The organism is Tsukamurella sp. USMM236, from assembly GCF_037148755.1.
In the GTDB taxonomy this organism is placed as follows: Bacteria; Actinomycetota; Actinomycetes; order Mycobacteriales; family Mycobacteriaceae; genus Tsukamurella.
On the sequence record NZ_JBBCSS010000001.1, the window covers coordinates 371,478 to 393,465 of the forward strand.

The 21,988-nt window shown below is 72.0% G+C and carries 19 protein-coding genes; 15 read left to right on the top strand and 4 right to left on the bottom strand.

Annotated elements, in window-relative coordinates; genetic code table 11:
* Positions 1-18 precede the first annotated feature (18 nt).
* The 3 genes from WFK95_RS01645 (at position 19) to WFK95_RS01655 (ending at position 4,460) form a co-directional block, all read left to right on the top strand.
* The gene (locus tag WFK95_RS01645; protein WP_336669691.1) at positions 19-1,059 is read left to right on the top strand and encodes an NAD(P)/FAD-dependent oxidoreductase; all 1,041 of its coding nucleotides are present in this window, start codon (positions 19-21) and stop codon (positions 1,057-1,059) included.
* Complete coding sequence (locus tag WFK95_RS01650) at positions 1,038-1,937, top strand: RNA polymerase sigma-70 factor (RefSeq protein WP_443081519.1); 900 nt, start codon at positions 1,038-1,040, stop codon at positions 1,935-1,937. Before WFK95_RS01645 ends, WFK95_RS01650 begins: the two co-directional genes overlap by 22 nt.
* Positions 1,938-2,324: 387 nt before the next feature.
* Positions 2,325-4,460: a magnesium transporter MgtE N-terminal domain-containing protein gene (locus WFK95_RS01655; protein WP_336669693.1), complete on the top strand. Its 2,136-nt coding sequence runs from the start codon at positions 2,325-2,327 to the stop codon at positions 4,458-4,460.
* A gap of 70 nt (positions 4,461-4,530) precedes the next feature.
* Here WFK95_RS01655 and WFK95_RS01660 read toward each other — a convergent pair whose 3' ends face one another.
* A complete protein-coding gene (locus tag WFK95_RS01660) occupies positions 4,531-5,295 on the bottom strand; it encodes a class I SAM-dependent methyltransferase (protein WP_336669694.1) in 765 nt (254 codons plus the stop codon).
* A 25-nt stretch (positions 5,296-5,320) separates the two neighbouring features.
* On the opposite strand from WFK95_RS01660, the gene WFK95_RS01665 reads away from it, so the two are divergent.
* The 10 genes from WFK95_RS01665 to WFK95_RS01710 all read left to right on the top strand — a co-directional run bounded on the left by WFK95_RS01665 (position 5,321) and on the right by WFK95_RS01710 (position 14,505).
* Positions 5,321-6,463 (top strand): glycosyltransferase family 4 protein, encoded by a 1,143-nt coding sequence (locus WFK95_RS01665; RefSeq protein WP_336669695.1) that lies wholly within the window; start codon positions 5,321-5,323, stop codon positions 6,461-6,463.
* Positions 6,464-6,796: 333 nt separating this feature from the next.
* On the top strand, positions 6,797-6,997 hold the full coding sequence (locus WFK95_RS01670) for a hypothetical protein (RefSeq protein WP_336669696.1): 201 nt from the start codon (positions 6,797-6,799) through the stop codon (positions 6,995-6,997).
* A complete protein-coding gene (locus tag WFK95_RS01675) occupies positions 6,994-7,629 on the top strand; it encodes a hypothetical protein (RefSeq protein ID WP_336669697.1) in 636 nt (211 codons plus the stop codon). The genes WFK95_RS01670 and WFK95_RS01675 overlap by 4 nt, the downstream gene beginning before the upstream one ends.
* A gap of 4 nt (positions 7,630-7,633) precedes the next feature.
* Positions 7,634-9,313: an FAD-dependent oxidoreductase gene (locus WFK95_RS01680; protein ID WP_336669698.1), complete on the top strand. Its 1,680-nt coding sequence runs from the start codon at positions 7,634-7,636 to the stop codon at positions 9,311-9,313.
* Complete coding sequence (locus WFK95_RS01685) at positions 9,310-10,791, top strand: ATP-binding protein (protein WP_336669699.1); 1,482 nt, start codon at positions 9,310-9,312, stop codon at positions 10,789-10,791. The genes WFK95_RS01680 and WFK95_RS01685 overlap by 4 nt, the downstream gene beginning before the upstream one ends.
* A complete protein-coding gene (locus WFK95_RS01690; protein WP_336669700.1) occupies positions 10,788-11,138 on the top strand; it encodes a UBP-type zinc finger domain-containing protein in 351 nt (116 codons plus the stop codon). Before WFK95_RS01685 ends, WFK95_RS01690 begins: the two co-directional genes overlap by 4 nt.
* Positions 11,139-11,146: 8 nt before the next feature.
* Positions 11,147-12,025 (top strand): hypothetical protein, encoded by an 879-nt coding sequence (locus WFK95_RS01695; protein WP_336669701.1) that lies wholly within the window; start codon positions 11,147-11,149, stop codon positions 12,023-12,025.
* A 43-nt stretch (positions 12,026-12,068) separates the two neighbouring features.
* Positions 12,069-13,154: an S-(hydroxymethyl)mycothiol dehydrogenase gene (locus tag WFK95_RS01700; protein ID WP_224647721.1), complete on the top strand. Its 1,086-nt coding sequence runs from the start codon at positions 12,069-12,071 to the stop codon at positions 13,152-13,154.
* A complete protein-coding gene (locus tag WFK95_RS01705; protein ID WP_336669702.1) occupies positions 13,151-13,777 on the top strand; it encodes an MBL fold metallo-hydrolase in 627 nt (208 codons plus the stop codon). The genes WFK95_RS01700 and WFK95_RS01705 overlap by 4 nt, the downstream gene beginning before the upstream one ends.
* 458 nt (positions 13,778-14,235) lie before the next feature.
* Positions 14,236-14,505 carry a hypothetical protein gene (locus WFK95_RS01710; RefSeq protein ID WP_336669703.1) on the top strand — a complete coding sequence of 90 codons (270 nt, stop codon included), beginning with the start codon at positions 14,236-14,238 and terminating at the stop codon, positions 14,503-14,505.
* Here the strand turns inward: WFK95_RS01710 and WFK95_RS01715 are convergent.
* The gene (locus WFK95_RS01715; protein WP_336669704.1) at positions 14,492-15,907 is read right to left on the bottom strand and encodes a condensation domain-containing protein; all 1,416 of its coding nucleotides are present in this window, start codon (positions 15,905-15,907) and stop codon (positions 14,492-14,494) included. The two genes, WFK95_RS01710 and WFK95_RS01715, sit on opposite strands and share 14 nt — an antisense overlap.
* A 200-nt stretch (positions 15,908-16,107) precedes the next feature.
* On the bottom strand, positions 16,108-17,820 hold the full coding sequence (locus WFK95_RS01720) for a hypothetical protein (protein ID WP_336669705.1): 1,713 nt from the start codon (positions 17,818-17,820) through the stop codon (positions 16,108-16,110).
* Positions 17,821-17,849: 29 nt separating this feature from the next.
* Here WFK95_RS01720 and WFK95_RS01725 point away from each other — a divergent pair, with 29 nt between their 5' ends.
* The gene (locus tag WFK95_RS01725; RefSeq protein WP_336669706.1) at positions 17,850-19,049 is read left to right on the top strand and encodes a polysaccharide biosynthesis protein; all 1,200 of its coding nucleotides are present in this window, start codon (positions 17,850-17,852) and stop codon (positions 19,047-19,049) included.
* Here the strand turns inward: WFK95_RS01725 and WFK95_RS01730 are convergent.
* Positions 18,979-20,322 (bottom strand): DUF3068 domain-containing protein, encoded by a 1,344-nt coding sequence (locus tag WFK95_RS01730; protein WP_224647715.1) that lies wholly within the window; start codon positions 20,320-20,322, stop codon positions 18,979-18,981. The genes WFK95_RS01725 and WFK95_RS01730 overlap by 71 nt on opposite strands.
* A 165-nt stretch (positions 20,323-20,487) precedes the next feature.
* Here WFK95_RS01730 and WFK95_RS01735 point away from each other — a divergent pair, with 165 nt between their 5' ends.
* Positions 20,488-21,723 (top strand): acyltransferase family protein, encoded by a 1,236-nt coding sequence (locus WFK95_RS01735; protein WP_224647714.1) that lies wholly within the window; start codon positions 20,488-20,490, stop codon positions 21,721-21,723.
* Positions 21,724-21,988 lie beyond the last annotated feature (265 nt).

The window sequence follows — 21,988 nt, forward strand, 5'->3', positions numbered from 1 at the left end:
TCGCATGAGGAGGCAATCATGAAGGTCGTCGTGATCGGCGCGGGCTACGCCGGAACCATCGCCGCGAACCGGCTGGTGAAGAAGGCGGACGCGGACGTGACCGTCGTCAACCCGCGGCCAGGGTTCGTCGAGCGGGTGCGGCTGCACGAGCACATCGCGGGCAGCGGCTCCGCGGTCACTCCGCTCACCGAGATGCTGGACCCGCGGATCCGGCTGGTCGTGGGCACCGTCGACAAGATCGGCGACGGCACGCTGCTGCTCGCCGACGGGACGTCTCTGCCCTTCGACCGCGCGATCTACGCCGCGGGCGGGGCGCCGACGGCACCGTCGGGCACCCATGTGGTGGGCGCGCTCGAAACCGCGGAGGAGGCGCACCGCGCGCTCGCCGCCCTGTCCGACGGGGCCGCCGTCACCGTCGTCGGCGGAGGCCTGACCGGCATCGAGACCGCCGCGGAGGTGGCCGAGGCCAGGCCCGGTCTGCGCGTGCGGCTGCTCAGCGAGGGCGAGGTCGGGGCGTCCCTCGGGCCCGGCGCGCGGGCGCGGGTCCGCCGCGAGCTCGACCGGCTCGGCGTGACCGTGGAGCGCGGGCGCTACGACGGTGCCGGCGACGCCGACCTGGTGCTGTGGGCCGTCGCGACGCAGGTCAGCGACCTGGCTGCGCGCAGCGGCCTGGAGGTGGACGACGCCGGCCGGGTGGTCGTGGACGAGTTCCTGCGGAGCGTCTCGGACCCGCGGATCGTCGCGGTGGGCGACGGCGCCGCCGTCCCCGGTGCGCGGCTGAGCTGCCAGACCGCGCTGCCCCAGGGCGCGCACGGCGCGGACAACCTCGCGCGGGAGCTGGCGGGGAAGCAGGCGAAGGCGTTCTCGATGGGCTACACCGGCCAGAACGTCTCGATCGGCCGGCGCAGCGCGGTGATCCAGGCAGCACGCCGCGACGACACGCCGACCCGCATCCAGTTCGGGGGCCGGTCCGCCGCGCTGGTCAAGGAGCAGGTCTGCCGCATGGCCAAGGGGGCGGCGAAGACGGCGCGCTACGCCTGGCTGCCGGCGCCGCGGTGAGCCCGGCGACGTCGGCCGCGGACCTGTTCGCCGAGCACCGCCCGCTGCTGTTCTCCGTGGCGTACGAGATCCTGGGCAGCGTCGCGGATGCCGAGGACGTGCTGCAGGAGAGCTACCTGCGCTGGCGGGACGTGGACCTCGGGTCGGTCGAGAATCCGCGGGCGTACCTGGCGCGGATCGTGACCCGGCAGGCGCTCAACGCGTTGCGCACCGCGTCGCGGCGGCGCGAGGAGTACGTCGGGCCGTGGCTGCCGGAGCCGTTGGCGGCACCGTCGGGCGACGGGCCGGCCGAGCACGTGCTCACCGGCGAGGCGGTGACCACCGCGATGCTGCTGGTCCTGGAATCGCTGACGCCCACGGAGCGCGCGGTCTTCGTGCTGCGCGAGGTCTTCGACTTCGGCTACCCCGAGATCGCCGCGGCGGTGGGCAAGAGCGAGGCGACGGTGCGCCAGACCGCGCACCGCGCCCGCGGGCACGTGCGGGCGCGGCGGCCGCGCGAGGTCGTGGACCCCGTCGCCGCGCAGGGCGTCGCCGAGCGGTTCGTCCTGGCGGCGGCGACCGGCGACGTGCAGGCGCTCATGGACGTCCTCGCGCCCGACGTGGTCTACCTCGGCGACGGTGGCGGCGTCGTCTCGGCCGCGCGCCGGCCGGTGCAGGGCGCGGATCGCGTGGCCCGGTTCGTCGCGGGTCTGTTCCGCAAGAGCGCGACGATGGGCGAGCTCGGGCTGCGCTTCGCCGTCTACAACGGCATGCCCGCGATGGTCGTGACGTTCGACGGGGTGGTCGACCAGGTCACGTGCATCGAGGTCGGCGGTGCAGAGGTCACGGGTGTGTACTCGGTGCGGAATCCGGACAAGTTGCACCGAGTCATCGGATGACTGACCTTCAGGGCGCCGAGCTGTGGATCTGCACCCAAAGGTATGGGACGGTTCATTAACTTCGCGATTCGGCAGCGATCCGGGGGTGCGACCGAGGCAGAAAGTGCTGCTAACGAATTGTGAAATTGCAAAGATGGGACTGACGCGCAACTCGGCTATTCAGCTCTGACCTGCGCGTATCGTGCACTCGCAAGCAAATATCACGAAATGGTAACGGTTGCATTTCGAAAAGGATTTGCTACTGCCGGGTAGCGAATCCTGTGATTAATCTTCGCGGTGATCGAGCGCACTCACAGCTTCTCTTGTGACGACACACACGCTCAATCATCCGATCGCCGCCATCCGCAGGGCGTGCTGATCGTCACGTGAAGACATCAGGAGAGACCCATGCGTGCTGCCACCCTGCCCACGAACGCCGACCTCGGCCGACGCACCACGTTCAGCTGGAGCCGCACGGGGGTGATCACCCAGGCGATGGCGGCCACCGTCCTCACCGGATCGCTGACCCTTGCCGCCCTGCCGCCGTCGAGCCTCACGGTGCCGACGCCGGCGCAGGTGCTCGCCGTGCCGGCAGCCGCCGCGCCGCTGCGCATCGAGGTCAACACCGTCGGCCTGATCGACCTGCTGCCCGACGCGCTGCTCGTCGCCGAGCTCTCCAGCGCGAATCCCGACAAGTTGGCCCGCGTCCTGGCCCAGGTCCCGCCGGACAAGGTCGCCGCGATCATGGAGAAGATCCCGGCCGACAAGACCGCGAAGATCCTCGAGGCGATGCCGCCCGAGAGCGTCGTCGCCATCATGAACGCGCTCGACGAGAGCAAGCTGACCGCCATTGTCAACGGCCTGCCGCAGAACAAGCTCAACACGATCGTCGCCGGGCTCTCCCAGGAGAAGCTCAACGCCGTGGTGAAGAGCATCCCCGAGGCCAAGCTCATCGAGGTCGTCAAGAGCCTCGACGACAAGACCCTCGGCAAGATCGTCGGCGCGCTGCCGACCGATCGCCTCGTGACCATCGTCTCCGGCCTGGACCAGCAGAAGCTCAAGGACCTGGTCAGCGGCATTCCCACCGATGTTCTCGGCCCCGTCGTCGGCAGCCTGCCCAACGACAAGCTCGCCGCGCTCGTGGCGCAGATCCCCGTCGACAAGCTCGGCGCGGTGGTCGCGACCCTGCCTCCCGCCACGATCGCCAAGCTGGTCGAGGGCCTGCCGACATCCGTGCTCACCGAGGTGATCGGCACCGTCGACCCCGCGAAGATCGGCCCCGCGGTCGCGGCGCTGCCCACCGACAAGCTCAGCGCCCTCGTCGGCTACATCCCCACGGACAAGCTTGCCGCCGTGGTCTCCGGCTTCGACGAGAAGAAGCTCGGCGACATCGTCGGCCTCATCCCGGTCGAGAAGCTTGGCCCCGTGGTCGCCGGCCTGCCCGCCGACAAGCTCACCGCGCTGGTCAAGCAGATCCCCACCGAGAAGCTCATCACCGTGGTCTCGGGCCTCGACGACAAGGTCCTGGCCGACCTCGTCAACGGGATCCCGGTCGAGAAGCTCGGTCCCATCGTCGCGGGCCTGCCCACCGAGAAGCTCATTCAGCTCGTCGGTTCCATCCCCACCGACAAGCTCAAGGACATCGTCGGCGGGCTGCCCGACGACAAGCTGCTCGGCATCATGGACGGCCAGCTCATCGGCCGCGTCGTCTCGCTGGTCGTCGCGAGCCTCGGCACTCCGGGCGGCATCGCGAAGCTCCCCGAGCTGCTGACGGGCGTGGTCGGTGGCGCGGTCGCCGGTGGCGCCCAGCTCATTCCGAACCTCGTCGCGAACATTCCGCTGGTCGGCCCGATCGTCGCCGGCCCGATCGAGTTCGTGGCGAACAACGTCGTGGTGCCCGCGGTGAACCTCGGCCTCAGCCTGCTGCAGCCGGTCTTCTCGCTGATCTCGACCGTGATCTCCCTGCCGGTGTCGCTGGCGACCTCCGTCATCAACGGCGGGGGACTGACGAACCTGTTCGGCGAGGTGACGAAGGGCCTCGCCGGCCTCGGCGGCGCGACCAAGGACCTCACCGGACTGGCGCAGGGCACGTCGGCGCTCGCCGGGGCGGACGCCAGCGGTGCCCGGACGCAGTCGGCCCTGTCGTCGCTGTTCTCGGCGCCGAACGACACGGAGACGGAGGATGCCGCGGCGGGCGACTACGTCGGCAAGCACCGGGTCGCGGAGACGGAGGGCGCCGAGCCGACGGCGACGGTCGACGCTCCGACCACCGCGGTCGAGCCGACGAAGACAGTCGAGCCGACGAAGACGGTCGAGCCGACGACGGTGGATCCGACGAAGACCGCCGACCCGACGACGGTCGAGCCGACGGGCACCGTCACCCGCGAGACGGACGAGCAGGCGCCCGCCGACGAGACCTCGGAGGCGCAGACGCCCGCCGCGGACTCGACCGAGAAGCCCGCAGCGGACTCGACCGAGACGCCGGCTGCCGACGCGGGCTCGGACGCCGACGACGCTCCGACGGTCGCGGACTCCGCGGCCTGATCGACCCACCCTCCGGCCCCCTCCGCGATCCGCGGCGGGGGCCGGAGTCGAGTGCGTCACCGTCGGGCGGCTAGCGCTTGCGGAAGACCAGCACCAGGTTGGAGACGAGCAGCTCCCGCAGGCCCGGCACGCGGACCAGCCACCACGCCCACGCCGGGTGGTAGCGCGGGAACGCGGCCACGAGCTCCGCGTTCTCGACGGTGGCCGCCCACCGCAGTCCGTCCGCGGCGCCGACCTTGAACAGCGACGTGCCGTAGAGGTTCTTCGGCGGATGCCCGTGCTTGCGCGTGTACATCCGAGCGGCGCGCTCGCCGCCGAGATAGTGCGTCTGCCCCATCTCGTGGCCGCCGAACGGGCCGTACCAGAGCGTGTAGCTCAGGATCACCATGCCGCCGGGCCGGGTGACGCGCAGCATCTCGTCGCCCATAGTGCGCCAGTCGCGCACGTGCTCGGCGACGTTGGACGAGAGGCAGACGTCGACGGCACCGTCGGCGATGGGGAGCGCGAGGCCCGAGCCGCGCAGCCCCCGCGAGGACGTGATGCCGGCGGCGTGCGCCTCCGACGGATCGGGCTCGACGGGGATGTAGACCGCGCCGTGCTCGGCGAAGGCGTCCTCGAAGTACCCGGGCCCGCCGCCCACGTCGAGGACCAGGGCGCCGTCGAGAGCCCCGAACAGATCGCCGGTCAGCTCGACGGTGTCGCGCGCGAGCGAGCCGTAGAACCGGGCGGGCTCGGACTGCTCGAACCGGAAGTCGGACAGCAGCCCCACCGACCGGCGCAGCGTGGCGCGACGGCGGAGGCGTTCAGTGGCCTTCTTCCAGGTCGCGGGGTACACGCAGACGGACGGTACCCTAGGAACCGTGCGTGAAGTCCTCCTGCTGTGTTGGCGTGACACCCGCCACCCGCAGGGCGGCGGTAGCGAGCTGTACCTCGAGCGCGTGGGGGGGGAGCTGGCCGCCCGCGGCGTGCGGGTCACGCTGCGGACCGCGATGTACCCCGGCGCGGCGCGGTCCGAGACGGTGCGCGGCGTGCGCATCTCCCGCGGCGGCGGCCGCTTCACCGTGTATCCGCTGGCGTTGCTGGCGATCGTTGCGGCGCGGTTCGGCCGCGGCCCGCTGCGCGGCATCCGCCCGGACGCGGTGATCGACACGCAGAACGGCATCCCCTTCTTCGCGCGGCTCGTCGCCGGCGTGCCCGTCACCGTGCTCGTGCATCACTGCCACCGCGAGCAGTGGCCCGTCGCGGGCCGGCTCGTGGCGCGGATCGGCTGGTTCATCGAGTCGCGGCTCTCGCCGTGGCTGCACCGGCGCTCGCAGTACCTCACCGTCTCGCTGCCGTCGGCCGAGGAGCTGGCGCTGCTCGGCGTCGGCCCGGAGCGGGTGGCCGTGGTGCGCAACGGGATCGACTCCGTGGCACCCGGGATCGCGGACGTGCGGTCCGCGTCGCCGCGGATGGTCGTGCTCTCGCGGCTCGTGCCGCACAAGCAGATCGAGGACGCACTCGATGTGCTCGCCCGCCTGCGGCGCCGCGTCCCCGACCTGCACCTCGACGTCATCGGCAGCGGCTGGTGGGACTCCGAGTTGTACGCGCACGCCGCGAAGCTCGGCGTCCTCGACCGGGTGACCTTCCACGGCCACGTCACCGAGCAGCGCAAGCACCGCCTGCTCTCGCGGGCCTGGGTGCACGTCATGCCGTCGCGCAAGGAGGGATGGGGCATCACGGTGATCGAGGCGGCCCAGCACGCGGTGCCGACTGTCGGGTACGTCTCGTCGCGCGGGCTCACGGACTCCGTCGTCGACGGTGCCACCGGCCTGCTGGTCCGCGACCTCTCCGGGCTCACCGAATCGGTGTACACGCTGCTGAGTGACGCTCTGCTGCGGGAGGAGCTCGGCGCGAAGGCGCAGGAGCGGGCGGGGGAGTTCTCCTGGCCCGCGACCGCCGACGGCGTCTCCCGCGTGCTGGCCGCGTCTGTCGCCGGGGAGCGCGTCGGCGGGTTGGTCTGATTCGGCGGGGTGACCTGGCTCGGATGCGGGCATGTGGTGCTCCACGAAAGTGATGCGCGCGGTGCATCACCGTGTCTACGCAGGTCGCGGCTTCTAGTGGGGGAGCGAATGTCGCACGGGGGTCACTCGGTCCCTCGCGGCGAGCACGGCCTCTGGTGGGGGTTCGAACGTGGGGCGGGCGGATCGGCGTCGCGCGGGGGACGACGCCAGCTGAGGGCATCGACCCTCGCGGGCTGAGATTCGGTGGGACTCTGCGGCGGTCCATCGGCGTGTCGTCGCCGACTCGCACCGAAGCTCGTCGAGGCACCGACCGGTATCCGTTACCGTGAACACATGATGAGGCAACGTGAGGTAGCGCCGCGAATCGCATGGATCATGATGCTGGTCGGCGGGCTGCTCGGCGTTGCGACGATGCTTCTCGTGGACTGGTCGCAATGGCCGAGCCTCCGGACCGTTCTTGCCATTGTCATGATCGCCGGCTACCTGATCATCGCGGCATCGGGTGCGGTGGGACTCGTGAAGTCCCGGCGATGAAGCGCGCTGACGTCGAGACCCGGACCGTGCCGGTCGCGGCGCTCAAGGCGTTCGCCGGGGTGGTGTTCCTGCTGTGGCTCGTGCTGTTCGCGGCGTTCACGCTCCTCGATTGGCCGTTCGACGGCCCGCCGAGTCAGCGGATCGCGCACGGCTTGTTACTCGCGATCGGCCTGACCCTCGCAACGGTAGCGGGCCAACTGTGGCGGACCGCGATCGGGATGGAACCCGCGACGAGCGCGAGCGACGCCCGCTACCTGTTCGGGGGCGTCGCGCTCCTGATCCCGGCGATAGCACTCATGTGGATGGACTACGGCGGCTGGGCGCCCTGGCGCATCGCGGCGGTCATCCTCCTCTTCGCGGCGATGATCGTGCTGGCCGTCCTCAACCTCCGCGACCGGCGGCGACACAAGGGCGAGATCGTGGCACCGATCGCGGCGATGACGGTGCGCACCGCCCGTGGCGACTGTGAGGTCCGCATCGCGCAGCCGGAGGGCCTGCACGACCGCTGGGCCACCCGCTGGTCGATCGGGACGCAGGCGGGCACGCTCGAGCGGGTCTCCTACGGCCCGGACCCGCTGCGTTCGCTCACAGCTGCACTCGCCGACGCGGAAGCCGCGACCGCCGTAATCTGAAACGGTGGCTGAATCCGAGAAACGGCGCCCCGCGATCCTGACCGTCGACGACGATCCGAGCGTGTCCCGCGCGGTCGCCCGCGACCTGCGGCGCAAGTACGGCGATGAGTACCGGATCGTCCGCGCGGAGAGCGGCGAGCAGGCCCTCGAGGCGCTCAAGGAGCTCAAGCTCCGCGGCGACCTGGTGGCCGTGATCCTGGCCGACTACCGCATGCCGGGCATGACGGGGCTGGAGTTCCTCGAGGCGGCGATGGACGTCTACCCGGGTGCGCGCCGGCTCCTGCTCACCGCGTACGCGGACACGGGTGCGGCGATCGAGGCGATCAACGTGGTCGACCTGGACCACTACCTGCTCAAGCCCTGGGACCCGCCGGAGGAGAAGCTCTACCCCGTCATCGACGCGCAGCTGGAGGCGTGGCTGTGCAGCGACCACCGGCCCGTGCCGGAGACGAAGGTCGTCGGCCACCGTTGGTCCGCCCGTTCGTCCGAGGTGCGGGAGTTCCTGGCCCGCAACCAGATCCCGTACCGCTGGTACACCGCCGAGTCGCCCGAGGGGCAGCGGCTCCTCGCCGCGGCGGGCAGCGACGGGCAGCAGCTCCCGCTCGTCGCCGCGGCCGACGGAACCGCGCTGAGCGCACCGTCGGACAGCGAGCTCGCGGCGCACGTGGGCCTGAACACCACCCCGTCGGAGGAGTTCTACGACCTGGTGGTCGTCGGCGCCGGACCGGCCGGCCTCGGCGCCGCGGTGTACGGCGCGTCCGAGGGGCTGCGGACGGTGCTCGTCGAGCGGTCCGCGACCGGCGGCCAGGCGGGGCAGAGCTCGCGCATCGAGAACTACCTCGGCTTCCCCGACGGGGTCTCGGGTACGCAGCTCACCGACAGGGCGCGGCGGCAGGCCACCAAGTTCGGCGCCGAGATGATCACGGCCGCCGACGTCGTCGCCCTCGAAGTGACGGGCGCCGGGCGGCGCGTGCGCTTCTCCGACGGCACCGTCGTGGGCGCGCACACCGTCATCCTGGCGACGGGCGTCGCCTACCGGCAGCTGGACGCCCCGGGCTTGGAGCGGCTCACCGGCGCGGGCATCTTCTACGGCTCGGCGATGACGGAGGCGCCGGCCTGCGCGGGGCAGAACGTCTACATCGTGGGCGGGGCGAACTCCGCGGGCCAGGCCGCGGCCTACCTGTCGAAGGGCGCCCGCTCGGTCACCCTGCTGGTGCGCGGCCCGTCGCTGGAGGCGTCGATGTCGTACTACCTCATCCAGCAGCTGAACGCGATCGAGAACGTGCACGTCAAGCCGCATACCCAGGTGATCGAGGCGCACGGCGACGACCACCTGACGCAGCTCACGCTGCGCGACACCCAGTCGGGCGAGACGGAGCAGGTCCCGGCCGACTTCCTGTTCGTCTTCATCGGTGCGGAGCCGCGCACGGACTGGCTCGACGGCGTCGTCGAGCGCGACGGGCGGGGCTTCCTGCTGACCGGCCCGGACCTCACGCCCGACGGTGCCGCCCCGCCGGGATGGGAACTGGACCGTCCGCCGTTCCACCTGGAGTCGAACGTGCCCGGCATCTTCGTGGCCGGCGACGTCCGATCCGAATCGGCGAAGCGCGTCGCCTCCGCGGTGGGCGAGGGCGCGATGGCCGTGATGTTCGTCCACCGCTATCTGGAAGGAGTCGACTCGTGAGCACTCATGACCCGTGCTTCGTCGACGAACTGCGCACCCTGTTCCTGTTCGAGAAGCTCAGCGACGAGCAACTGGAATGGCTGTGCGAACGCGGCCACGTGGAGACCTTCCCGGCCGGCCCCGTCTACTCGACCGGCGACCCCGCGGACTGGCTGTACGTCCTGCTCAAGGGGACGATCGCGCTGTCGCAGAAGGTGGGCGACGCGGAGGTCGAGACCACCCGCTCCGACCAGCGCGGCGCCTACTCCGGCGCGTGGTCGGCGTTCCTCGGCAAGGGCGGCCCGGCGCAGACGCAGTACAACTCGTCCATGCGTGCGGTGACGGAGGCGCAGTTCTTCATGCTGCCCGCCGCCGACTTCAACGAGGCGATGCACGACTGGTTCCCGATGGCGGTGCATCTGCTGGAGGGCGTCTTCTACGGCGGCCAGCGCAGCCGCCAGATGATCGAGCAGCGGGAGCGCCTGCTGGCGCTGGGCTCGCTGTCCGCCGGCCTCACCCACGAACTGAACAACCCCGCCGGCGCCGCCACCCGCGCGGCGGCGGAGCTGCGCACCCGCGTCGGCGGCATGCGGCACAAGCTGGCCGGCATCGCCAGCGGAAAGCTCGACCGCACCCGCCTGGTGGACCTCGTGAAGTTCCAGGAGGAGGCCGTCGAGGCGGTCGCGGTCGCCCCCGATCTCGGCCCGCTGGAGGCCTCCGACCGCGAGGACGAGCTCATGGACTGGCTCGACGACCACGACATCGGCGACGGGCACGTGCTCGCCCCCGTCTTCGTGGCCGCGGGCCTGCAGACGGACTTCCTCGACCGCGTCGCGGGCTCGCTCGACGACGTCCAGACGCTGTCGGGCGCGCTGCGCTGGCTGTACTACACGGTCGAAACCGAGCTGCTCATGAACGAGATCACCGACTCCACCAACCGGATCTCCACCCTGCTGCAGGCGGCCAAGCAGTACTCGCAGATGGACCGCGCGCCCTTCCAGGTGCTCGACGTCCGCGAGCTGCTCGACAGCACCGTCGTCATGCTCAGCCGCAAGTTGGGGCAGGGCGACGTCACGGTGGTCCGGGACTACGACCCCGACCTGCCGGACATCCAGGGCTACGGCGCCGAGCTGAACCAGGTGTGGACCAACCTGATCGACAACGCCGTGCAGGCGATGGACGGCAGCGGCACCCTCACGCTGCGGGCCCGCCGCAAGGACGAGTCGGTGGTGGTCGAGGTGGCCGACACCGGCAGCGGCATCCCCGCCGACGTGGTGCCCCGCATCTTCGAGCCCTTCTTCACGACCAAGGACGTCGGCCAGGGAACCGGTCTGGGACTGGACATCTCGTGGCGCATCGTGGTGAACAAGCACCAGGGCGACCTGTCGGTGCGCTCGGTTCCCGGGAACACGGTGTTCACCGTGGAACTGCCCATCGCCGGCCCGCAGCGGGACGAGATCGCCGACCCCGGCGACCCGGGAGAAGGGATTCAAGCATGAGCGAACCGACCGATCCGATCGATCCCGCCGTGCCACCCAGCGGCGCCGGCTGCGTGGAGTGCGACGCCGCGGGCGGCTGGTGGGTGCACCTGCGCCGCTGCGCGAGGTGCGGCCACATCGGTTGCTGCGACTCGTCGCCGTCGCAGCACGCGAGCGCCCACGCCCGCGAGAGCGGCCACCCCATCGTGCAGAGCTTCGAGCCCGGCGAGGCCTGGTTCTGGGACTACGTCTCGGAGGACTACTACGACGGTCCGCTGCTCGCCGACCCGCAGAACCACCCCGTCGACCAGGCCGTGCCCGGCCCCGCGGGCCGCGTGCCCGCCGACTGGAGGAACCACGTGCATTGAGCGGCGTGATGACGACCGCTGAGATGACGGCCGCCGACCTGCGCCGCTACGGCGAGGACGAGGCCGCCGCGTGGGTGCTGCGGTGCTCCGACGAGGAACTCGAGCGGGTGTTCCAAGTGGCCGGGTACCTGTACGGCCGGGTGAACCCGCTGGCGCGGGCGTGCGCGACCGCCGCCGTCTACGTCTGCGAAGGCGCCCCGCGCGAGCTCCGGCGCACGCGCCGCAAGCCGCAGACCGAGCCCGAGGGGCCGCTCCTGCGTAACGGCAGGTACAGCTCGCTCGCCGTGCGGCGACAGATCGACGCCCTGCCCCGGTACGGGATCGGGCCGGACCTGGTCGCCTTCTTCGACGACGGTGCCGCAGGCCCGCCCGTCGCGGGGCCCGAGCCCGCGCGCGCCGTGGGAGCGTCCTGGCGGCGCCCCGACTTCGCGGAGCGCGACGACCGCCGTGCCCAGTGGACCACCTGGATCCCCGACGACCTCGAGGAGCGCGTCCGCTGGTCGGTGCGGCGCATCGGCGCCGCCGACGCGATCCTGCCGCACACCTTCTATTCGGTGTTCCCGCTGGCGCCGGACGCCGCGGTGACGGAGGAGCCCACGTCGCTGGAGTTCCTCCAGGCCGCGGGAACGGACGACCGCCTCGTGGTCGAGATCAAGCGCCGCGAACCCGACGGTGCCCTCCGCCAGTACGTGATCGGCCGCCCGGCGGCGGCCGCCGAGACGGAGACGGAGACCGTCGTCCAGGGCGAGTTCGAGCACCGCGTCCGGCCCGCGGACGTGCACGCCACGGCGGACGCGGAGGAGCTGTTCGTCCACTACTTGCGGCACCGGGACGCCCCCGCCGGATCGCACCTGCGCGAGCTGTCCGAGTTCTCGTCGCCGCGATAGATGCGAGGATGGCAATAGCCGTATCCGGACCAGGAGGAGAACCGTGCCGCAGACCGTCAGAGGAATCGTCGCCCGCGCGAAGGGGGAGCCCGTCGAGGTCCTCCCGATCGTGATCCCCGACCCGGGGCCCGGTGAGGTGGTGGTCGCGGTGCAGGCGTGCGGCGTCTGCCACACCGACCTGCACTACCGCGAGGGCGGCATCAACGACGAGTTCCCGTTCTTGCTGGGACACGAGGCCGCCGGCGTCGTCGAAACCGTGGGCGAGGGAGTCGATCACGTCGCGCCCGGCGACTTCGTGGTGCTCAACTGGCGTGCCGTGTGCGGGCAGTGCCGCGCCTGCAAGCGCGGCAAGCCGCAGTACTGCTTCGACACGTTCAACGCCACGCAGAAGATGACTCTCGAGGACGGCACCGAGCTCTCGCCCGCCCTCGGCATCGGCGCCTTCGCGGAGAAGACCCTCGTGCACCAGGGCCAGTGCACCAAGGTCGATCCCGAGGCCGACCCCGCCGTCGTGGGGCTCCTCGGCTGCGGCGTGATGGCCGGCCTGGGTGCCGCCGTGAACACCGGCGGCGTCTCCCGCGGCGACACCGTGGCCGTGATCGGTTGCGGCGGTGTGGGAGACGCGGCCATCGCGGGCGCCCGCCTCGTGGGTGCGCGCACCATCATCGCCGTCGACCGGGACCCGAAGAAGCTGGAGTGGGCCCGCGAGCTGGGCGCCACGCACACCGTCAACGCCGCGGAAACCGATGCGGTGGAGGCGATCCAGGAGCTCACCGACGGCTTCGGCGCCGACGTCGTGATCGACGCCGTCGGCCGCCCCGAGACCTGGAAGCAGGCCTTCTACGCCCGCGACCTGGCGGGCACCGTCGTCCTGGTGGGCGTGCCCACTCCGGACCTGACCCTCGACATGCCGCTCATCGACTTCTTCTCGCGCGGTGGGGCTCTCAAGTCCTCGTGGTACGGCGACTGCCTGCCCGAGCGGGACTTCCCGCAGCTCGTCGACCTCTACCGGCAGGGCCGCCTGCCGCTGGAGAAGTTCGTCACCGAGCGGATCGGCCTCGACGAGGTGGAGCAGGCCTTCGCGACCATGCACCGCGGAGAGGTGCTGCGCTCGGTGGTGGTCCTGTGACGCTGCGCGTGGAACGCGTTGTCACCTCAGGTGTATTCAGCCTCGACGGCGGCACCTGGGACGTCGACAACAACGTCTGGCTCGTCGGCGACGACAGCGAGGTCGTGGTGATCGACGCCGCGCACTCCGCCGATCCGATCGTCGACGCCGTCGGTGGGCGCACGGTGCGCGGAATCGTCTGCACCCATGGGCACAACGACCACGTGACCGTCGCGCCGGAGCTGTCCGAACGGCTCGACGCCCCGATCCTGCTGCACCCGGGAGACGACGTGCTCTGGGGCATGACCCACCCGGGTGTCGGACACGAGGACCTCGCAGACGACAGCCGGATCGCGGTCGTCGGCACCGAGATCCGCGTGATCCACGCGCCCGGTCACTCGCCGGGATCGGTGTGCCTGTACCTCCCGGAGGCGGGGCAGCTGTTCAGCGGCGACACGCTCTTCGCCGGCGGGCCCGGCGCCACCGGCCGCTCGTACAGCGACTTCTCCGTGATCATCGAGTCGATCCGCGACCGGCTGTTCGCGCTGCCGCCGGAGACCGTGGTGAACACCGGCCACGGCGACGGGACGACGCTGGGCACCGAATCGCCTCACCTCGAGGAGTGGATCCGCCGGGGGCACTGATCCCCCGCCCGAATCCGAACCCGGGTTGTATCTTCTTTGCATGACCAGGGTGCAGATGGGGCCGCGGGCGAGCAGGTGGTGGATCGCCTACCTGCTCGTCTTCGGCGCCGCACTGCTCGGCGCGCTGCTGGACCGGCGGTGGGGCACCGCCGCGCTGGTCACGGCGATCCTGATCGCGGGCCTCGTCACGACGGCCGGCTCCCTGCTGCTGCAGCTCGCCGTGCACATCGTGGCCTGCGCCTTCGCGGCGCTGTCCGCGGAGATCGCCTTCGCCGCGGGCGACGTCTTCTGGGGCGTCTTCGGCCTGGTGGCGGCCCTCGTGCTGGCCGCACTGGTCCCGCTCGTGCTCCGGGAGGGGTCGGGCGGCCGAATCCGCACCGAGGAACTCGTCGGCCGCACGGTGCCGCAGGCCGAGCGGCTGCTCGGCTACCCGCGCGACCGCCAGCCGGGCGATCTCGGTGCGCCGCCTCGTGCCCGTCCCCTTCGGTCCGCTGCCCGACGGTGCCGACCGCCGCGCCCGGCTCGTGGTGACGTCGGTGGCCGTCGATCCCGCCGGCCCGTGGATCGCCTTCGGCGTCGCGCCCGCCGCCTACGCGCCCGCTCTCGACAGCCGCGCTCGGGGCACCCTGCAGGCCGAGCTGCACGCCCGCGTCGGCGGCTTCCCCGCCGATCTCCGCCCCGCCCGCACCGTCGCGCCCGCGCGGGCGGAGACCGCTACGCCGAGATGAGGGCGGGGGAGTGGTCGGCCACCTCGACGATGCGGTCGCGGAGGAGGCGGAACACCGTGTCCACCGAGCGGGTCGCCTGCGTCGTGTCCGGATGCATCGCGTTGAAGTCCAGGCCCGACTCGTCGCGGTTGATCCAGGTGAAGACCTCGCGCGAGGGCGTGGCATTGGCGAACACCGAGAAGTCGTGCTGCCGAGCCAGTTCCGCGCCCGGAACCCGCGTGACGTCGATGTAGGAGAGCATCGGCGCGGTGAAGCCGTGCTGCACGGGGAAGCCCGGATCGTCGGCCAGCAGGTCGATGACCGGGTAGACCGGGGTGCGGTCCAGCTGCTTCGCCGTCGCGACCGCCTCGTGCGCGTTGCGTGCGACCTCGTCGAACGTCCCCGAGGCCGAGAACTGCACCGGCACCAGCGTGACGTACCAGCCGACGGCCATCGCGTCGCCCGTCGCGGAGCGGTCGGCGCGCGGGATGAGCATGGTGAACAGCTCGTCGCCCGTGAGGTTGTTGTGGACCTGCCCGAGCACCGCGAGGAGCGCGCTGCTCATGTTCGCGCCGGCCCGCTTCGCCGCCGCGCTGAAGCGGGCGGTGCGGTCGGAGTCGATGAACGAGGCGTGCACGGCGATGCGGCCCGGTGCCGCCTCGCCGTCGGCGAGCCCCAGCGGCAGGGGGAAGCGCGGCATGCCGCCCGCGCGCCTGAGCGTCTCGCGCCACTGCACCACGTCGGGATGCGTGGGCGTGAGGGTGGCGGCCAGCGTGCGCTGCTCGCGGGTGAACTCGCGGTGCGGGCGCACCGGCACCGGCACGTACGGGGTGCCGCTGCGGGCCGCGGTGTACCGCGAGACGAGCTCGAAGAAGCTCACGGCCTGCGAGACCCCGTCGGTGTACAGGTGGTCCGAGCAGACCACCACCTGGAAGTGCGGGTCGGCTGTGCCGGGGCGCGCGTGCTCGACGCCGGTCACGGCGAAGGCGAAGGCCGCCCACTCGTGCAGCTCCGGCACCGACGACATGAGGTAGTCCTTGACTGTCGCGCCGGGATGCGTTTCCGACGAGGCCTCGACGGCGAGAGCGATCTGCTCCGGAGAAAGCGTGCGTCCGCGCGGATTCGGATCCGTCGACACCGGAAATGCGGTGTGGAAGACGCCGTGCCCGCGCACGAATTCGGTGAAGACCGATTCGACGGCTCTTTCATCGAAAACATCGTGGATCGTGAATGTGGTGAAGACGAGACGCCGGGTGCAGGCCTCGCCGTCGATGCCGCTGCGCAGGTGGTCGGCCTGCACGTAGGACGTGCAGACGTCCAGGTCAGGGGCGGTGCGCATCGCCTCCTTGGTGGTCGCGTCCGGAGCCCAGACGGTCCACTCTCCCGCCGGGCACTGCCACTGCTCTGAGAAACCCGAGATCATGAAGAACATGATGACTAAGTCCATAGCGCGGCAAAAGACGTACGAACAGTGAGAAACCCGACAATTGTCGGGGGTTCACATTTCGTCGTGCATGACGCATCATGTGCATCGCTAATTACAGAACGAAGTAATGGGGGGTGTCGTGCCATGCGGAATGCAAATGAACAGCAGATTTCCTACACGCCGTACGGGAATTCGGGTCACTGCGAGGGGGTCGGCGCGCCGGCACCGTCGGCCCCCGAGATCCGCCGCGCGCGGCCCGTCGCGGCCACCGTCGCCCCGCCCAGCAGCACCGTCGCCCACAGCAGGTGCGCGGTCCACGCCCCGGCCCGCTCCGCCGCTGACGCGGAGACGGTCGCGATCTCGCCGGGCACCCGGTAGAGCCGCAGGTCGGGGGTATCGACGGCGAGCGTGAGACCGGGGAGCGGCACCGCCGGGAAGGCCGTCTCGCCGTCCACGAGCACGGCCTCCACGAGAACCCAGCCGACGCCCAGCTCCGCCAGGCGGCCCGCCAGGGCGTCGCCGCCGGCGGCGAGCGCGTCCTCCGCGTCGGACGCCGCGCCGGGCACCCGGTCGACGGAGCGCCCGCCGACGCGGAGTTCACCCGTCTGCAGGACGGGCGCCCGCAGCATCCGCGGCGCGGGGTCGAGGACCGGCGCGCCGGGCCCGTACGCGTACGTCCGGAACATGCCCGGCGGCAGCACCGCGACCGATCCGCGGTCCGCGGGCACCGCCTCGGCGACGGTCCGCCACGACTCCGGGTAGGTCACCGGGGCGAGCGCCCCGCCCACGCCCCACGCCAGGCCCGGCAGCACCGCGATCGGCACCGCCACCGCCATCACGGCGCCCGCGGCCCGCGCGGCGGCGGGCACCGCGGCGACCAGTGCCGCGATGCAGGTCGCGTACAGCGGCAGGGCCAGCGCCACCCACTTCTGCCCGTCGCGCAGCAGCCCGCTGCCGGGGATCGCCTGCACCACGGCCTCGAGCAGCGCCGTCCCCGGGCCCGTCGCCGCCAGCGCGGGCAGCACCACCGCGCACAGCGCGAGCAGCGCGAACCGGCCCAGGGGCGGGGAGAACACCCGCGCGCGGAGCACGAGCAGCCCGCCGACCACCAGCGCGAGGGCGAGCGCGGTCCAGAGCCAGGGGGCACCGTCGGGCACGGCCTGCCGGTTCCAGATGCCCCCGAGCCCCAGCAGGGAGCCCAGCGTCCCCAGGCCCGGCTCGGCCCGGGCGGCGAAGACGGCGACGCTCGCCGGGTCGGCGCGCACCCCGCTGCCCGAGACCAGCGACGGGTACAGCCACGGCGCGGCCGCGCACACGAACAGCCCCAGCTGCCAGGCCCACCGCCGCGGCGCCGCCACCAGGCCAGCGATCAGCGCGAGGACCGCACCCGTCGGCGTCAGGCCGCCCGCGGCGAGGCACGCCGCGAAGCCGCCGAGCTGTGCCCGGCCCTCCAGCCGCAATCCCACGACGACCGCCCAGCCGATCGCCGCGTACCCGGCCAGCAGGCTCCAGTGCCCCTGCAGGAGCCGCTCGGCGACGAACGGATTCCACAGGCCCACCGTCGCCGCGGCCAGGCCTGCGCCGAGGCCGGCCTCGCGCCCCACGGCGGCGAGGATCGCCAGCGCGCACCGCCCGAAGCCCCAGCCGGCCGCGACCAGCGCGACGAACAGCAGCGCCGTCACCAGGAGGCCACCGTCGACCACCTGCGAGCCGACGGCCAGGAGCCAGTCCTGCGGCGTCGCGCGGGCGGCGTTGTCGCCGAGCCCGAGCGCGGTGTCGGTGAGGTACGAGCGGGGCGTGGAGACCGCGTCGCGCAGCAGGAGGTAGCGGCCGCCGACGGCCAGCGGGCCCAGGATCACGGCGGCGAGCACGGCGGACCAGGCGGCGAGGGCCAGGTCGCGCGATCTCATCGACCCGAGCCTACTGACACAATGGCCGGGTGCGAGGTTTGGCGTGGGTCACGATCGGCTCGATGCTGGCCAACCTCTGTTCGTACCTGGTGCACCTGCCCGCGAGTCGCTGGCTCGGGCCCGCCGGATACGGCGAGTTCGCCTCCCTCCTGCAGCTGACGCTGATCCTCGCCGTGCCCGCGCTCGCGCTGCAGACGGTCGTCGCGCGCCAGGTGGTCCGCGGCGCCGGGGCCGCGCAGATGCGGGCGCTGGGCTACCGGATCGCGCTGGGCGCGGGGGTGCTCGCCGCGGTCGCGGTGCCGCTGGCCGCCGCCGGCCTGCACACCCGGGCGATCACGGCCGCCGCCGCGCTGGCCGCCGCGCCCGCCCTGGTGCTGCTGGCCGTCGAGCAGGGCCTGCTGCAGGGCGAGCGGCGCTTCGGCCGGCTCGCGGCGCTGCTCGGTTTGGCCGGCCTGGGCAAGCTGATCTTCACCGTGCCCGGACTGCTGCTGGGCCCGGGGCCGGCGCTCCTCGGTACGACGGTGGGCGCGCTCGTCGCCGCCGCGGTCGGCCGGGCGCTGGCCGGGGCCCCGGCGGGGCACGAGGCCGGGCCCGACGCGGGGGTGCGCGCGGTGCTCGGCGCCAGCTCCGTGCAGCTGGTGCTCGTCGTCTTCGCCTCGCTCGACCTGCTGCTCTCGCGGCCCGTCCTCGGCGCGGCCGCGGCCGGCACCTACGCCCTCGGCGCCGTGGCGTCGAAGGTCGCGTTCTGGCTGCCGCAGGCCGTCGGCGTCGTCTTCTACCCGCAGCTCGCGACCCCGGGCCGGGCCCGTAGCGCGCTGCGCACCGTCGTGGGGCTGCTGACGGCCCTGGGCCTGGCGTGCGTCGCCGGTGCGGCGGTGTGCGCCCCGCTCGCGACGCTCCTGGCCGGTGAGGACTACCGGCCCGTGCAGGGGCTGCTGTGGCTGTTCGCGGCGCAGGGCGCGCTCCTGGCGCTGCTGCAGGGCCTGCTGCTCTACGCCATCGCTATCGAGCGCACCCGCATGGCGCTGTTCGCGTGGGCGGTGGTCGCGTCCGAGGCGGCGATCCTGCTCACCCTGCCGCGCACGCCCGCCGAAATGATCACCGCCGCGGCGCTGTGTGCGCTCGCGGCGGTGATGGTGATCGGTGCGGTCGTGACCGTCAGCGCTCGTCGCGCTTCCGGAAGTCGATCGCCTCGGTCTGCGACTCGTCCGGCCGGGGCTGGGCGCTGAACGCCTCCGTCGCCGGATCGCCGCCCACGTCGGGCGTGGTGATCGGGTCCTCGTCGAGCGGTGCGGTGGGAGCGGCATCGCCGGAACCGGCGGCGGCCGCCCGGCCCGTGCCCGGTCCGCCCGCGGTGGCCGGGTTGCGGCCCAGGAACAGGGCGAAGACGCCGAGGCCCAGGGCGATCAGGCCGAGGACGCCGCCCGCGACGGGCGCCACGTACTTGGCGACAGCGATCTTGTTCTGCGCCGACTTCGCGACCTCCGCCTGCGAGCGGACCGTCGCATCGACCCAGCGCTGCTTGGCGTCGAAGACGTCGAGCTTGAAGTCGCGGACCTGCTTCGGCGTGTTCGGGGCGACCTGGCCGGGGAGGCGGAACTGCTGCGTGTAGTGCAGCGACTGGTCGACGATGACGCCCGAGGTCGGGTCGACCCACAGGTCCACGTCGGTCTTCGCCCAGCGGTTCAGCGTGATGTCGTCCTTGGGATCGACGCCGCCGATGCCCCACCAGCTCGCGGGCATGGTGAGCACGGTGCCCAGCGTCGGGTCGTTGCTGTCGCGGATCGTGGAGAGGTCCACCCAGCTCTGCTGGCCCTGGAAGTGCAGCGTCTTGGTGCCGCTGACCTCCTTCTCCTCGACGAACTTCAGGCCCACGTTGCTGCGCGTGATGAGGTCGAAGAACTCGTACTTGCCGTCCTGCGTGGTGCCGGCGGGGAAGCGGTACTGCAGGCCCTTGCGGTCGGCGATCTTCACGGCCGGGGTGCTCTCGCCGGGCTGGTAGGTCGCCTCCGAGGTCTTGCCGGTGGGCTCACCCGTCTCGCGGTCGAGGGAGACACGGTCGAGCCAGGCCTGCACCAGGCCGTCGTCGCAGGGACGCTTGTCCTGCACGGCGCCGGTCAGCTGCGGGTGCCGCGGCTCGCCCTTGGTCTTGATCGACGGGACGACCATCGAGCTGCCGGACTGCACCGTCATCGTCGACTCGTCCGACGGAGTGGTCACCAGCGTGCGGGTCTGGGTCGTCACCGAGACGTCGTTGACGACGGCCTTGTCCCGGTTGATCGAGCACATGTCCAGCGACTTCGCGGGGAAGTCGGCATCCGCCTGGGAGTCCGCGACCTTCTCGGACTTCGCCACCGTCGTGGTGTCGATGTCCAGCGGGATCGTCGTCAGCTTGCCCGCGACGTACGCCGGTCCGGCGATCGCGGCCGTGATCAGCAGCGCGCCCAAGAAGATCAGGATCGGACCGATAACGCGCGCCAGCCGGCTACGGCCTACCGCCATCGAAGTGTCTCCTCACAGCTCTCGTGGAGCGCGTACGGGGTTCGCACACGCCGTCGGGGCACGCGGTCGCGCTCCCTTACAAGTACCCGAGCCTACAGGTGGTGCCGGGGTGGCATGGGCCACGCGCGCGGGCGGCGCCCGGATCCCGGGTAGATTCGGTGGACGATGAGCACCGTCGGGACCAGCGAATTCGCATCTGCAAAGCCTGCGGGTGCGGCCGGTTTCGTGCCCGCACTCGAGGGCATGCGCGCGTGCGCGGCGATCGCCGTGATGCTCACCCACACCGCCTTCCAGACCGGTCAGGTGGGTCATTCGGTGATGGGCCGGGTGTGGGGCCGGTTCGACATGGCGGTCGCCCTGTTCTTCGGGCTGTCCGGGTTCTTGCTGTGGCGCGCGCACGCCCGGGCCGCCTGGACGTCCTCCGACGGCCCGCCGACGGGGCGGTACTACCGGTCGCGATTCGTGCGGATCATGCCCGCGTATCTCCTGGTCGCCGTGGTCGCGCTGGCCCTGCTCCCGCGGTCGACGGCCCCGTCGGGCTCCACCTGGCTCGCCAACCTCTCGCTGACCCAGGTCTTCGTGCCCTACTCCCTCACCGACGGGCTGACCCAGATGTGGTCGCTCTCCGTGGAGATGCTCTTCTACCTGCTGCTGCCGTTGGCCGCGCTGGCACTCGTGCGGCTGCGCGGTTCGGCCGCGCGGTGGCGGGTGCCGGCGCTACTCGCCGTGGCGGCGGTGTCGCTGAGCTGGGCGTGGGTCGGCGCGGCGCTGCCCCTGCCGCCGGGGGTGAACCACCACAACTGGCTGCCCTCGTACGTGCCGTGGTTCGTCGCGGGCATCGTCCTCGCCGAGATCGTGAGCGCTCCGGTCGCCTGGTTCGCTCCGGTGCGGCGCCTGGCGCGCCGTCGCGTGTGCTGGCCGGCGGCGCTCGTGGTGTTCGCCGTGATCTGCACGCCGCTGGGCGGGCCCGTCACGCTCGACACCCCCGAGGCCTGGCAGTTCGCCCTGCGCATGGGACTCGGCGGGGTGCTGGGCTTCCTGCTGCTGGCGCCGCTCGTGTTGGCGCCCGCCTCGGAGCCCTCGCGGTGGCTCGGCTCGGGGTTCATGCTGGCGCTCGGCCGCTGGTCGTACGGCATCTTCATCTGGCACCTCGTGGTGCTCACCGCGATCTTCCCGCTGTTCGCGATCGTGCCCTTCAACGGCGCCTTCCTGAAGGTGACCCTGCTGACGCTGGTCTTCTCGGTCGCCGTCGCGGCCCTGAGCTACGCCTGGGTGGAGGAGCCGGCCCGTCGCTGGCTGGCTCGCCGCGAGGCCCGACGGTCCGCCGCCTCCTCGCCCGCCGAGGCCGCGCAGGCGCGGATCGAGCCGCCGGCCGCGGAGCCCGTCGCGCCGGTGGGGTAGTTCTGCACGGAAGCGATGCGTGCCACGCATGCCCCTTCGTCGTTGTAGGTCAGAGGCGCATTTCGGCAGCGGGTGACGCGCGCGGCGCATCACCCGGAGTCTGCCCGGGGACGTCCGAGCGTGTGCCTTGCGCACCGGTCCACGGCATTTCCTGGGGGATTCGGTGCGGCGTGGGGGAAGGAACGCCGCGTGGGGACGTCGAACGAGCACTGCGGAATCGTGGGGAGCTGCGGGGGTATGCGCCGGACGCATCGCTCGAACAGCA